The organism is Flavobacterium lindanitolerans, from assembly GCF_002846575.1.
Lineage (GTDB): Bacteria > Bacteroidota > Bacteroidia > Flavobacteriales > Flavobacteriaceae > Flavobacterium > Flavobacterium lindanitolerans.
The window spans coordinates 206555-220870 of record NZ_PJND01000009.1 but is presented as its reverse complement, the minus strand read 5'-3'; the positions used below and the strand labels follow the sequence as shown (position 1 = coordinate 220870).

Below are 14316 nucleotides of genomic sequence, written 5' to 3'. Positions count from 1 at the left end.
CCTAAATTTTATTTTTTTGCTTCTACTAATTCTAAAGTTTCTAAATCCACTTTTGAAGTAAAGATACCATAATTTACCGTAACCTTGTTCTTTTCAATTTTGTCAATAGTTCCGACGGCTTTTCCGTCTACCAACCTGACACGGTCGCCAAGTTTTAAAACAGGTTTTGGTTTATTTGCTTCCTGTTTGATGGCTTTGATTTTCTTCTCTTTTTTCTCTTCGCGAATTTCCTCTACCTTGACGGTAACTTCTTTGATTATCTCTTTCTGAACAATTTCTTTTGCCTTTTTTTCTTTGGCCGTTAATTTTTTTCGCTTGGAATTTTCTATTTCAACCATTTTAAGAAATTCGCCAATAAGTTCTTTTTTATTCTTGTTGTTGAAATATTTTTCAGAAATATCATCCAGTTTTTGACCCATGTAGATTAGGCGTTGGTTCGCATCATACAATTCCTGATAACGTTCCAGTTTATCCTGGATTTTAGAATTGATAGATTCCATTTTTTTACTCTCTTCACGGGCTTTGCTTTCTTCTTCTTTTAAATTCTGTGAGGTTTTTTCAAGTTTCGAACGTTCTTTTTGGAGTGTTGCAATAGTTTTGTCGAAACGAACCTTTCCGCCTTCGATTTTTTTCTTAGCGCGATTAATTAATCCAAAAGGAATACCATTTTTCTGTGCTACTTCAAAAGTAAATGAGCTTCCGGCTTGCCCTAAGATTAGTTTGTACATAGGTTCCAGTGACTTTTCATCAAACAGCATATTCGCATTAGAAGCATAAGGCAATTCATTTGCCAGCATTTTCAGATTGGAGTAGTGTGTAGTGATGATTCCAAAAGCTTCTCTATGATAAAACTCTTCCAAAAAAGTTTCTGCTAAAGCACCTCCCAATTCAGGGTCTGAACCTGTACCAAATTCATCAATAAGGAAAAGCGTTTTAGCATTGCATTTTTTGAGAAAATAGTTCATGTTTTTTAAACGGTAGCTGTAGGTACTTAAATGATTTTCAATAGATTGATTGTCACCAATATCTGTCAGTATCCGGTCAAATAAAAATGTCTCACTACGCTCATGTACAGGAATAAGCATTCCGCTTTGCAGCATCAATTGCAATAAACCTACTGTTTTAAGTGAAATGGTTTTTCCTCCCGCATTAGGCCCAGAAATTACAATGATTCTGCTTACGTTTGTCAGTTCAATTGTTTGAGGGAAGGTCACCTCATTTTTTTTCTTATTGTTGAGATAAAGAATAGGATGGTAGGCCTCTCTGAAATACAATCTCTTTTCATCTGTGATTGTGGGTAAAATACCGTTAATTCTGTTGGCATATTTTGCTTTTCCGGCAATCACATCAATATCGCTTAGGAATTCCTGATAGGTCTTAAGCAGGTCTAAAAACGGACGTATGTCGTTTGTGAGCTGTTTTAGAATTCGTGTAATTTCTTCTTTTTCCTCATATTCAAGATTGCTTAATTCTCTTGAAAAACGCAAAGTAGCTTCTGGTTCGATATAGGTAATGCTTCCTGTTTTTGAATTTCCTAAAATGGAGCCTTTTACTTTTCGTCTGTACATAGCCAGTACTGCTAGTACGCGTCTGTTTTCTACAATACTTTCCTTGATGTCGTCTAAATAGCCCAGTCCGTTGTATTGGCTTAATGCCATTCCAAAACTCTGGTTGATTTTACCACGGACCATATTCATATTTCTTCGGATTTCGACAAGAGCAGGTGAGGCATTGTCTTTTATTTCACCATATTTGTCTACAATTTCATCGATTTTTTGTGTGATGAATTTGGTATATTCTACAGCCGAAGATTTCTCACTTAATTTAGGGTAATAGTCATTGAACTTTTTAAGAAAAAGCAACAGTACATTTACGGTATCAGAAATAGCTGCAATTTTTCGAAAACTTCCCACTTCAAGAAAGCTGTCTTCTATAGCCAGAAATTTTATTTCATTGCTGATAGTTTCAAATCCGTGATTGGGAATCGCATTATTGTTTGTGAAAGAAGAAACATATTCGGACGTTTGAAGCAAAGCATCCATCAACTCCTTTTTATGTTTGAAAGGCGAAATCCGAAGTGCTTTTTCCTTCCCGATTTCTGTGTTGCAGATTTCTGAAATGGCTTGCAGTACGGTATTGAATTCTAAATCCTGTAATGTCTTATCTGTTATATTGGTCATTTTATTCTATAGCGGTTTTTACGCACAAAAATACAAAAAACTATGCTGACGGGCTTGAGAAGTTTTTTTGCTTTTCTGCTTAAATGAATTATTTTTTAGTTTGTTTTTAATTTAACTTTCCGAAATTTGTATCGGTTTCTAAGGTTCTAAGGTTCTAAGGTTCTAAGGTTCTAAGGTTCTAAGGTTCTAAGGTTCTAAGGTTCTAAGGTTCTAAGGTTCTAAGGTTCTAAGGTTATGAAGCGAAAAGTAGAAAGCCAGAAATTCTTTTTTATAACCAAATCATTTTTTATCGTAAACTACCAACTAAACACTATCCACTATCAATTATCAACTAACATTTAAAAACCATGCAAGTAAAAATACATCCTTCCTGGAAAGCCGTTTTATCAGAAGAATTCGAAAAGCCTTATTTTCACCATCTGATTGATTTTGTAAAATCAGAATATGCCCATCATACCTGTTATCCAAAAGGGAGTCAGATTTTTTCTGCTTTTGACCACTGCCATTTTGATGATGTAAAAGTCGTCATCATAGGACAAGACCCTTATCACGGGCCAAATCAGGCAAACGGATTGTGTTTTTCTGTTAACGACGGAATTCCTTTTCCTCCTTCCTTACTTAATATTTTTCGCGAAATTGAAACCGATTTGGGTAAGCCACTGCCACAAACAGGAAATCTGGAGCGTTGGGCAGACCAAGGTGTATTGCTTTTAAATGCTACGTTAACCGTTCGAAAAGGAGAAGCAGGAAGCCATCAAAAAAAAGGCTGGGAGACTTTCACCGATGCCGTTATCCAGAAAGTTTCAAGCGAAAGGGAACAGGTTGTTTTTTTGCTTTGGGGCGGTTTTGCACAAAACAAAAGAACTCTTATTGATACTTCCAAACACCTGATTCTTACTTCAGGCCATCCTTCACCTTTAAGTGCCAACAGGGGGCTTTGGTTTGGGAACAAGCATTTTAGCAAGACTAATGAGTACCTTAAATCTCTCGGAAAAAAAGAAATAGAGTGGTAAGCATTCTTATTGTACCGTAAAATTATAATATCCTGCTGTCAGATTGTTTGCGGTTGTCTGTATCGTAAGGAAAGTGTCTTCCGAATTATTATTGTTTGATGACAATTCGAGTCGCGATACTTCTGAAAGTCCAAAAACAAGTCTGTATTCACCGGTTTCTGATAATGGAATTCCGGCTCTGAATTTATAATTTTGAGAAACAGGTTCATAAATACTTTCTGCAATCACATAAAAATCAGCAACTGCATCCCCCTGGTCCTTAATTATACTACGGATATCAATGGCTGTCCAGGTGTTGGTTCCGGTCTTTTTTTCCAGTCCATAAGCAAAACTAAATGAGGCTCCTCCTGTTGTTTTAAAAATATCTAATGGGGTAGTCTGGTTTGGTTCAGGCTGGTATCTTGAAAAATTTGTATTCAGCCACAAAACATCGCCTACTGCGTAACTGTTTTGATGCTCAATTGTTATCAGATTTGGAATAGAAGTATATTTTGAATTGTAAAACTCATCATCGTCGCCACAGCCTGTAACTGCTGCCAATCCGATTATTGCTAAAAGTAATATCTTTATCGTTTTCATAGTAATTTTATTAAAATCTGTAGCCAAAATTTAATCCTACACGAGGAACAACTTCCGGACTTTTGTCCGTATTGAAAAGGTTTTTTCCTGCTCCCAGAAATAATTCAAGACCAAATTTTTCCTGTATATACAGTTTATAACCCAGGGCGCCACCAATGGCTACGTCGGTGTAATTGTCTTTGAAGGTGTCGTAATAACCGTTACCGGATTCATCTACAAAACGTTGTAATTCTCTGTATTTCCCACCATTTGCAGAAACAAATATTTCAGCAAAATAGAAACTTTTCTGACTATGGGATAAGGAATAACGTACAAAAGGATTGACTTCATACTTAGGAAGTGTACGGTCATAACCTTTATCAAAATCTTCTTTAGCATCTTTACTGTCCTGAAAGCTACCGCTAATACCAACTGAAAAGTTTTCGTTTAGAAAACGCTCATAGCTGATATGGACTTTTGAAAATGCTATAACAGATAGTATGTCAAATTTTATTTCATTTTGTTTCCTTGCAAAGATATTGGAGCTTTCCTGTGCATTTGAAAACTGGAAAGCGAGCAGTGCTGCGAAAAGCCATTTTTTCATAGTTGTCTTTTTGTAAACTGTTGTAAATATAGAAAAAGATTGTTTTATTTTTAGATAAACAGAAGGTAGATAATAGACGATAGATAATAGACGATTTGGGCAATCCGATATCCTAAATCCAAAATCAAAAATTAATTCAAGGTCAACGCTCCCAGAATTTCTTCAGACATGAACGGACCTCCCGGATATGTGGCTGTATAATCCAGATTAAGCCAGATTTGACCGCGTTCGTCAATGTGATAATGAATTTCTTTTCCTTTACTTTCTTCTTTGAATAATACTTCTTTGATAAGGTAGTTGATTGCTTCCAAATCGGCTTTTTTGTTTCCAATAAGAACCTCCGGATAAATATGGCCGCCGGTATGGATAAGTCTTGGTGTTCCGCCAACAGCGCGTACGCAGGCAGCCATGAGGATGGCGTGGTCATCACAATCGCCGGAAAAATGAATCAGCGATTCAGTAGCTCTGGCAATGTATTCCTTTCCTTTTGGGTCACTTACGTAGTTCCAGCGACGCTGTATTTCCTTAAATACGGCAAAACTTTGGATTTGTCGTCGGTATTCACTGTATCCTTTGACGTTTCTGAAATATTTGGTTGTTGCAAGCAACGCAAAATTCCTGACTTTTGGGTTATCATATTCGATGGCATTCAGAATTTTTGACTTGTTTGGGAAAGGCAAAAGCTTTGAAATAATAATATCCTGTGGATTGGGATTTTCTGACATGCTGTAAACCATTGAACGATAATCTTCAAAGACACTGTTAAAGCCATAATTGCCGAACAGACTTCCGTAAATTAATGCAATCAGATACAGCGCTATACAGAGAATAATGATGGTTTTCATTAATCTGAGAACCAATTGTATAATAACGACTACAAGTATAAAAAGGAGTATTCTGTCAATATGGAAATACCAGTTTGGGTCGATAATATTCTGATGGATAATGATAAACACAGGAATAGCTATCAATATATTCAATAGGAAAATAATGATACTGTCCCAAGGTTTTTTGACCTGAAGTTTCTCTTTGATTTTTTTGAAGTCTATGTTACCTTGTTTCTCCATAGTAACCCAAAGGCCAACTTAATCCTGATTAGATTTGTGCTATATCTGCAAAAGTACCTTTTTTATCAATAATAGAAAGTTCCAACAGTTGATTTTGAACATTGTTTAACGTTTTGTCATCCAAGGTTTTTTGTGACCATTCTGTCAGTGCGAGCCATTCCTGTATATCCTCAATTTTTTGATTGTAACGTGATGATAAGGTTTTATCGATACTTGGAATATCCTTGAATTCTTCTGTTGTTTGATTAATGATTTCCAACACGGTTTTGATGATTTCCGGCTGTGTTTCCAATAGTTCATTTCGCACGGCAATCACAAAACAGGGCCACGGAGTAGGGCAGTCGGCAATTCTTCTAAATATTCCTTTGTCAACCAAAGGTTTTGTCATAAATCGTTCCCACATAAAATAATCGGCTGTTCCGGCAGTTAATGCTTCTACGGCACCATCAATAGTATTTACGATTTCAAACTGTAAATTTTCTGTTTTCCATCCTTGACTGTGTGCATTGACATAGGCCATAAGTTGAGAACCTGAACCAATTCGGCTAATGGCAGCCTTTGTTCCTTTCAGGTCAGAAAGTGTCTTGTAGTTTGAAGCAGCACTAACATGGATTCCCCAAATCAGAGGCGATTGGACATAGACTTGCACAATTTTGCTTGGATTACCCGAGACAATATCTTTAATGATGCCTTCGGTCAGGATTACGGCAATATCGGTTTCGCCATTGCGAAGCATCTGGCATAACTTGCCTGTTCCTTCAGGAACATCAGTCCATTTCAGGTCAATATCATGTGCTTCAAATTCTCCATTTTCTATGCAAAGATGCCATGGCAGGTTAAAATGTTCCGGTACCCCGGCTATTTTTATCGTTTTCATGTTGAATAACGGTTATTTTGTATTTGTTTTATATGATGCTCTAAATGGGCAACATAATCACTCATTAAAAAACGCAGGTTGATGATGGATTTGTCATTCAGTTCAATTTCATAATGCAATGCTTCACTGTCAACCGATTTGAAAATCCTGAGTATTTGCTTGTTCAATGAAAGCCAGAGCTGGATTAACTCATTACTGTCGGCTGACTGATATTGACAAATACTGACCAGATCTTCCTGATTGTATGTTCTGTATTGATAAGGTTTTGGAGCATAATGTATTTCCGTAAACCGAACCAGATTGTGAACCGCTGAATCAATCAGATGGCCTAATATTTCCTTTTTAGACCATTTGTTTTCAGGTTTGAATTCTAAAACGTGCTTGTCGGTATTCTTAAAGTAATCAAGATTTTCGACCAGCAGTTCTTCGAATTTAAGAATTACTTCCTGCAACATTAGGAGTTGTTTGCCAATTTGTCTAACGTATATGCAATTAATTCGTCTACAGCCTTGTATGGGTCTTCACTAAAAGTACCACTTGCACGGTTGGCAATGATGGCATTTAACGATAAAGCATTATGTCCGAGCAGTGCCGACAGGCCATAAATAGCAGCCGTTTCCATTTCAAGGTTGGTAATCCTGTTGTCGTTGAAATTGAAATTGTCCATTTTGTTGTTCAATTCCGGGTCCTGTATTTCAAGACGCAGGACTCTGCCTTGAGGGCCGTAGAATCCACCGGCTGTTGCAGTAATTCCTTTGAAAATTCGGTCACTTTCAATTAGTTTTTCCAGTTTTTCACTGCATCGTACCACATATGGTTTTCCTTTTCGGATATCCCAGTTGGTATGAAGCAGGAAGGCTTCACCTAAAGCTTCCTCTGTAATCCGGTCAATTTTGTAGGAACGGAGCATATTGTCCAATCCTAATCCATATTTAGACATAACGAAGCTGTCTACCGGAATATCTTTCTGCAATGAGCCCGATGTTCCTATTCGGATGATGTTTAATGAAGTCAGTTCTTCTTTTGGTTGACGGGTTTCCAGGTTGATGTTGACAAGCGCGTCTAGTTCGTTAACTACGATGTCAATATTGTCAGGACCGATTCCGGTTGACATTACTGTTATTCTTTTTCCTTTAAAGATACCTGTCTGGGTTTTAAATTCTCTTTTTTGTGTTGAAAATTCTATGGAATCAAAAAACTGTGTAATTTTTTCAACGCGATTCTGGTCGCCAACGAAAATAATGTCATTGGCAATATGTTCTGGTTTTAAATTCAGGTGATAGACGCTACCGTCAGGGTTTAATATTAATTCTGAAGATTGTATCATTTTTTTGAGTTTCTAAGTTTTATAGTGGCTAAGCCGCTGAGTGAAAAAGCCAGTTGTTAAATTGTTTTATTTGTTAGGAGTGGGGTTATCCGCCAACACGTTTTACCTTAAAGCCTTTTTCTTTAAGGATGGTCATTATTTTGTCACGGTAATCTCCCTGAATGATAATTGAGTCGTCTTTGAATGTACCGCCTACGCTTAATTTTGTTTTTAATTCTTTCGCTAGAATTTTGAAATCGTCGTCCGAACCGGTATAACCTTCGATGATGGTAGTTGGTTTTCCTTTTCTTTTTTCGAATTTGCAAATCATGGGCTCGGTCTGGACCCAAAGTTCTTTTGGTTCGCTTTCAGTTTCTTCGATTTCTTCAGACGGTTGATGATCTGGGAATAGTTTTTTTAATTGGTCATGTAAATCCATAACGGTGTTTATTGAACGCGGATAAGGCGGATGACGCTGATATTCGCGGATTTTATTTTTTATAATTTCGTAAGCTCGGCGCATGAATTGGCTTTTGCCAAAATTCAGTATTAATACGGTTTCATATTCTGCTCCTGTTAGATAATTTATAATCTAATTCTGTTTTATTGAACGCGGATAAAGGCGGATGACGCTGATATTCGCGGATTTATTTTTATGATTTTCGTAAACTCGGCGCATGAATCGGGTTTTTGCCAAAATTCAGTATTAATACGGTTTCATATTCTGCTCCTGTTATATAATTTATAATTTAATTCTGTTTTATTGAACGCGGATAAGGCGGATGACGCTGATATTCGCGGATTTTATTTTTTATAATTTCGTAAACTCGGCGCATGAATTGGCTTTTGCCAAAATTCAGTATTAATCCGATTTCATATTCTGCTCCTATTATATAATTTAATTTAATTCTGTTTTATTGAACGCGGATAAGGCGGATGACGCTGATATTCGCAGATTTTTTTTATGATTTTCGTAAACTCGGCGCATGAATCGGGCTTTTGCCAAAATTCAGTATTAATCCGATTTCATATTCTCCTCCTGTTAGATAATTTATAATCTAATTCTGTTTTATTGAACGCGGATAATGCGGATGACACTAGTATTCGCGGATTTTATTTTTTATAATTCTCATAAACTCGGCGCATGAATTGGACTTTTCTTCCAAAATTCAGGACTAATCCGACTTCACATTCTGTTCCTCGCAGATAGTTTATAATCTGATAATGGTGTTCTTTTGTTAAGCTTTCTACTGCTTTTAATTCTAAAATTACACTGTCATTTACTATCAGGTCAGCAAAATAGTCCCCAACAATCATGTTTTTATAATAAACCGGAATCCTTTTTTGGGCTTCAACTTTAAAACCGTTGGATTTCAGTTCATAAAAGAGAGCATTTTGATAAACTCTTTCCAAAAAGCCATATCCCAATTCATTATAAACTTCGTAATATAGTTTTAGGATATCTCCAGTCAATTCCTTGTGGAGCAGTTCATTCGTTTCCATAACATTTAAATTTACATGGCTAATATCTTGTATTGTAAAAAATCAAAAAGACATCAAGCAAAACTCAATGTCTTTCTAATAAAGTATAAATGTAAAACTTATTTTTTGATTAATCCCAAATCAACCAAACGTTCGTGCAGGAATTCTCCGGCTGAAATGTCTTCGTATAATTTTGGATTTTCTTCATCGATACAGTTTTCAAGGCAGTCCAAACGCATATCGCTTACCGGGTGCATAAAAAACGGAATGGAATAACGGGAAGTTCCCCATAATTCTCTTGGAGGATTGACTACCTGGTGAATGGTAGATTTTAGTTTGTTATTGGTATGTCTTGAAAGCATATCGCCTACATTGATTACCAGTTCGTCTGGTTCTGCAATAGCATCAATCCAGTCGCCATTGTGGTTTTGCACCTGAAGTCCGCGGCCTTGAGCGCCCATCAATAAAGTAATCAGATTAATATCGCCATGTGCTGCGGCGCGGATAGCATTTTCCGGCTCTTGCGTAATTGGTGGGTAGTGGATAGGGCGTAAGATTGAATTTCCTTCTTCAGCATATTTGTCGAAATAGAATTCGTCCAGACCTAAGTGTAATGCCAATGCTCTCAATACATAAATTCCTGTTTTTTCCAGCATTTGGAAGGCTTCTTTTCCTACTTCATTAAATCGAGGTAATTCTTTAACCTCAACATTGTCAGGATATTCTTCAGCCCATCTTGAATTTTTATCTACATACTGACCAAAGTGCCAGAATTCTTTCAAATCACCTTCTTTTTTCCCTTTAGCGTGTTCTTTTCCAAAGGAAACATAACCACGCTGTCCTCCAATACCAGGGATTTCATAACTGCTTTTGGTTTCTAATGGCAGGGCGAAGAAATTTCTGATTTCGCCATACAGCTCATCTACAAGTTTGTCATCTAAAAAATGACCTTTTAATGCTACGAAGCCTATGTCTTCGAAAGCTTTTCCGATTTCATTTACAAATTTTTGTTTACGTTTCGGGTCGTCCGAAAGGAAATCACGCAAGTCAACACTAGGAATATTTTGCATACTCTTTAAAAATATATGTTAATAACTTTGCTAGGCGTCAAGCCTTGTTATCACAAATGTATAGATTATTTTGAGAATTTAATTTCAAAAGTTATTAACAATAGAAAATTCTGTAACATTAAGAGTTTATGCTGTTATTTTTTTATACTTTTGGGCGAGCTAAAAAATTGCGCAAACCTTTTCGTAACTATTATGAATTTCGACAGAAAAAACCTAACCAACGAACAATTATTAGATTTATATAAAAGAATTTTAAAGCCCCGATTGATTGAAGAAAAGATGCTGATTCTTATCCGCCAGGGAAAAGTTTCCAAATGGTTTTCCGGAATCGGGCAGGAGGCAATAGCATGTGGTGTTACTGCTGTTTTGGATAAGGATGAATATATCCTTCCAATGCACAGAAACCTTGGCGTTTTTACAGGAAGAGACATTCCACTTTACCGATTATTTTCGCAATGGCAGGGAAAGGCTAACGGATTTACTAAAGGACGCGATCGTTCATTTCACTTCGGAACACAGGAATATAAGATTATAGGAATGATTTCGCATTTGGGTCCTCAGATGGGAATTGCCGATGGAATTGCCCTGGCTAACAAATTAAAAAAGAACGGAAAAGTTACGGCTGTGTTTACTGGTGAAGGCGCTACCAGCGAAGGAGATTTCCACGAAGCATTGAATATTGCTTCGGTATGGGAATTGCCTGTGATGTTTGTAATTGAAAATAATGGTTACGGACTTTCGACACCAACCAACGAGCAATACCGTTGTGAGAATCTTGCTGATAGAGGTATAGGTTACGGAATGGAGTCGCATATTATTGACGGAAATAATATTTTAGAAGTTTTTACCAAGCTATCAGAACTGAAGGCTTCGATGATTGAAAATCCAAGACCGGTTTTGCTGGAATTTAAAACTTTCAGAATGCGGGGCCATGAAGAGGCCAGTGGCACCAAATATGTACCACAGGAATTAATGGATATGTGGGCTATTAAAGACCCGGTAGATAATTACAGAAAATTTCTTTCAGAAGCGGGAGTGCTTACACAGGAACAAGATGATGAAATCCGTTCTGAAATTAAAAAGGAAATTGATGAGAATTGGGCCATGGTGCAAGCCGAACCTGAAATTACAGCTACTTATGAAGAAGAGTTAAATGATGTTTACAAACCTTATGATTTTGAAGAAGTTACTCCTTCAGATAAAAAGATAAATATTCGCCTTATTGATGCCATTTCTAATAGTTTGAAACAGTCTATGGAACGCCATAAAAATCTGGTTATCATGGGACAGGATATTGCAGAATATGGAGGTGCTTTTAAGATTACAGACGGTTTTGTAGCACAATTTGGAAAAGAAAGGATTATCAATACGCCTATATGTGAAAGTGCTGTGGTATCTGCCGGAATGGGACTTTCAATTAACGGACATAAGGCTATTGTAGAAATGCAGTTTGCAGATTTCGTATCAACAGGTTTTAATCCGATTGTAAACCTTTTGGCTAAATCACACTACCGTTGGCTGGAAAAAGCAGATGTAGTGGTAAGAATGCCTTGTGGCGGTGGAACTCAGGCAGGACCCTTCCACTCACAGACTAATGAAGCATGGTTTACAAAAACACCTGGATTAAAAGTGGTTTATCCTGCTTTTCCGTATGATGCCAAAGGACTTTTGAATACTTCTATTAATGACCCGAATCCGGTATTGTTTTTTGAACATAAACTATTGTACAGAAGCATTTATCAGGATGTGCCAAAAGATTACTACACACTTCCGCTGGGAAAAGCTTCTTTGCTGAAAGAAGGTAAAGATGTAACAATCATTGCTTTTGGAGCTGCCGTACATTGGGCTTTGGAAACTTTGGCTAAGAATCCGGAAATTTCTGCTGATTTGTTAGATTTAAGAACATTACAGCCATTAGATACGGAAGCGATTTATGCTTCTGTAAAAAAGACAGGAAAAGCAATTATTCTTCAGGAAGATACGATGTTTGGCGGTGTTGCCAGCGATATTTCTGCCATGATTATGGAAAATTGTTTTGAATATCTTGACGGGCCGGTAAAACGCGTATCAAGCTTAGATTCTCCAATTCCATTTACAAAAGCATTGGAAGATCAATTCTTATCGAAGGGACGTTTTGAAGAAGCTTTGAAAGAGTTGATGGCTTATTAAAATATATTACAATAAAAAAGGTGTAGATTTTTCTACACCTTTTTTATTTGGACCATCTATGCCTAAATAGGGGAGTTTTATTCTTTTTTTAATTCGATTTCTCTGCCGGATTGTTTTAATATCATTTTTGCATCTGACTTGAAAGTCAGTTGGATGCCGGCCTTGTCAAAAGTGAAAACGTTTTTGTCTGTGGCTTCTAAAGGAAGTGGTGCCTGACCTGTAGCCTGCGCACTAATCCTGTTTTCTTGCCTTGCGATGGTTATTTTGAAAGGTAGCCCTTCATCCGAATATACTCCTGTATAAGCCTCCAGTTCTTCGGGTGTAATATGGATGGCTTTAAATTCTGGAATTTCGTAAGCATTACCAAAAGCGGCGCTTTTGACAATATTTGTTATCAGGTCGAGCTTATAATTAGTTGCATTAGAAGTAATGGCATAACTCATTTTGTCATTTTCAAAATTTGTGAAGATGGATTTATATCCGTCTATTGCACCGTCATGTCCAATTCCTGCATGGTTTTCAAATGTATAATCAAACAGGCCCAAACCATAATCGTTCTTTAAGGTTTTCATTTTTACGATGCTTTCCTTATTGATAATTTTCCCATTGAACAAGGCATCACTGAATTTAACCAAATCAGCCGTATTGCTTTGTATGGCACCTGCTCCCATAGGAATTGAAGCATCTGTATTAGGCTGAAGATCCCAGTCGGTGGAAAATGTATAGGATATGGCTTCGTGAGTATTATTTAGAGAATGCCCGAAGTATGTATTTTTTAACTGTAAAGGTTTAATTATGTAAGAGGTAAGAATTTCGGAATATTTTTTCTTATAAATGTGTTCCAGGATATACGAAAGCAGTACATAATTTGAGTTGCTGTAGGCCGATTTTGTATCGGGTTCAAAATCGCTTCCTGTTTTTGTTATAATTTCCAGCATTTCTTTTTCGGATTTTGGTTGGGTATGCCAGGAAATATAATCCGCATTATCTGTAAAGCTTCCAATTCCGCTACTGTGGTTTAATAAATTTTCAACGGTTATTTTTTTTGCATTGGCAATAGACGGAAAGAATTTGTCTATTGTTGTATTTAAACTGACTTTTTTTTGCTCCACTGCCTTGAGTACCAAAACGGCTGTAAATGTTTTGGATATAGAACCAATCCTGTATACGGTGTTATTGTCTGCTTTTGTTTTGTCTTTAATATTCTGAAAACCCACAGTTTTGGTATATATTATCTCATTGTTTTTTGAAATGGCCACACTTCCCATAAACTTGTGGTGGTTTTCCAGTGTTTCCAGATAACGGTCTAGTTTTTTGCTGTCAAAAGACTGGGAAAAAGTTGCTGTAGCTATACATAAAGAAAAGCAGGTGGCTAATAAGCTAAATTTCATATTTATTTGTTTTTTAATCGTTTAGAAAGTTTTAGGAGAAATGTTATGATGATGTATAAGATAAATGCCGAAGCAGCCATTATTGGAATAAACCAATTACCCAATTGCTCATATTGTTGGTAATTGACAGAAGAACTGCTTATTTTTCCCAATACGAAAATATCGTTGTTACGATAGAAGAAACCAACATTTTCAGGGTCAATGATTTTAGCAAAAATCAAAAAGAGGAATGAGAATAAAGACAGGTACAACAGCAAAAATATGATGTATTTTATTCCGTTGGTAATATTAAGGAAGAGCGCCTTTATTATTTTTATGGGGTTGAATGTCTTTGTGGCTTCTTCCAGTCTTTTTTCTGCTACCAGTTCTTTCAGGAAAATTTCCGGACGTCCGAGTTTGTCAAAAATATCAAGCAGGCTTTCCACTTCATTGGTTTTTGAAACTGTAAAAGCTTCATAAATGTGACTGTTTATTTCCAATAGCGTTTCGTGCTGGTTTTCTTTATTTAGGTCTTTTACTGCATGTTTGACCCTGCCTATATAGTCTTTATATAATCTTTGGGCATTCGTATCTGTAAATGTGATTTCTTGAAATTTCAT

14 protein-coding genes are annotated in these 14316 nt (G+C 36.6%); 2 read left to right on the top strand and 12 right to left on the bottom strand.

Features of this window, described 5'->3' with window-relative positions:
* Positions 1-8: 8 nt before the first annotated feature.
* A complete protein-coding gene (locus B0G92_RS13625) occupies positions 9-2180 on the bottom strand; it encodes an endonuclease MutS2 (protein ID WP_101472630.1) in 2172 nt (723 codons plus the stop codon).
* Positions 2181-2527: 347 nt separating this feature from the next.
* On the opposite strand from B0G92_RS13625, the gene B0G92_RS13620 reads away from it, so the two are divergent.
* Positions 2528-3193 carry a uracil-DNA glycosylase gene (locus B0G92_RS13620; RefSeq protein WP_101472629.1) on the top strand — a complete coding sequence of 222 codons (666 nt, stop codon included), beginning with the start codon at positions 2528-2530 and terminating at the stop codon, positions 3191-3193.
* Between the two features lie 6 nt (positions 3194-3199).
* On the opposite strand, the gene B0G92_RS13615 is transcribed toward B0G92_RS13620, so the two are convergent.
* The 9 genes from B0G92_RS13615 to B0G92_RS13575 all read right to left on the bottom strand — a co-directional run bounded on the left by B0G92_RS13615 (position 3200) and on the right by B0G92_RS13575 (position 10157).
* On the bottom strand, positions 3200-3772 hold the full coding sequence (locus B0G92_RS13615) for a hypothetical protein (RefSeq protein ID WP_101472628.1): 573 nt from the start codon (positions 3770-3772) through the stop codon (positions 3200-3202).
* 10 nt (positions 3773-3782) lie between these two features.
* Positions 3783-4355 carry a DUF3575 domain-containing protein gene (locus B0G92_RS13610; RefSeq protein WP_101472627.1) on the bottom strand — a complete coding sequence of 191 codons (573 nt, stop codon included), beginning with the start codon at positions 4353-4355 and terminating at the stop codon, positions 3783-3785.
* Between the two features lie 131 nt (positions 4356-4486).
* A complete protein-coding gene (locus B0G92_RS13605; protein WP_101472626.1) occupies positions 4487-5422 on the bottom strand; it encodes a transglutaminase-like domain-containing protein in 936 nt (311 codons plus the stop codon).
* A 28-nt stretch (positions 5423-5450) separates the two neighbouring features.
* Complete coding sequence (locus tag B0G92_RS13600; RefSeq protein ID WP_101472625.1) at positions 5451-6299, bottom strand: substrate-binding domain-containing protein; 849 nt, start codon at positions 6297-6299, stop codon at positions 5451-5453.
* Positions 6296-6754 carry a DinB family protein gene (locus tag B0G92_RS13595; RefSeq protein ID WP_235498611.1) on the bottom strand — a complete coding sequence of 153 codons (459 nt, stop codon included), beginning with the start codon at positions 6752-6754 and terminating at the stop codon, positions 6296-6298. Before B0G92_RS13595 ends, B0G92_RS13600 begins: the two co-directional genes overlap by 4 nt.
* A complete protein-coding gene (locus B0G92_RS13590; protein ID WP_056073433.1) occupies positions 6754-7626 on the bottom strand; it encodes a nucleoside phosphorylase in 873 nt (290 codons plus the stop codon). Before B0G92_RS13590 ends, B0G92_RS13595 begins: the two co-directional genes overlap by 1 nt.
* Before the next feature lie 85 nt (positions 7627-7711).
* Positions 7712-8044, bottom strand: coding sequence for a translation initiation factor (locus tag B0G92_RS13585; RefSeq protein WP_101472717.1), 333 nt, complete (start codon positions 8042-8044; stop codon positions 7712-7714).
* A gap of 674 nt (positions 8045-8718) precedes the next feature.
* Positions 8719-9108 carry a GxxExxY protein gene (locus B0G92_RS13580; RefSeq protein WP_101472624.1) on the bottom strand — a complete coding sequence of 130 codons (390 nt, stop codon included), beginning with the start codon at positions 9106-9108 and terminating at the stop codon, positions 8719-8721.
* 98 nt (positions 9109-9206) lie between these two features.
* Positions 9207-10157 carry an isopenicillin N synthase family dioxygenase gene (locus B0G92_RS13575; protein WP_101472623.1) on the bottom strand — a complete coding sequence of 317 codons (951 nt, stop codon included), beginning with the start codon at positions 10155-10157 and terminating at the stop codon, positions 9207-9209.
* 192 nt (positions 10158-10349) lie between these two features.
* Here B0G92_RS13575 and B0G92_RS13570 point away from each other — a divergent pair, with 192 nt between their 5' ends.
* A complete protein-coding gene (locus tag B0G92_RS13570) occupies positions 10350-12326 on the top strand; it encodes an alpha-ketoacid dehydrogenase subunit alpha/beta (RefSeq protein ID WP_101472622.1) in 1977 nt (658 codons plus the stop codon).
* Between the two features lie 77 nt (positions 12327-12403).
* On the opposite strand, the gene B0G92_RS13565 is transcribed toward B0G92_RS13570, so the two are convergent.
* Positions 12404-13717, bottom strand: coding sequence for a serine hydrolase domain-containing protein (locus B0G92_RS13565; protein WP_101472621.1), 1314 nt, complete (start codon positions 13715-13717; stop codon positions 12404-12406).
* A 2-nt stretch (positions 13718-13719) separates the two neighbouring features.
* Positions 13720-14316, bottom strand: coding sequence for a hypothetical protein (locus B0G92_RS13560; protein ID WP_101472620.1), 597 nt, complete (start codon positions 14314-14316; stop codon positions 13720-13722).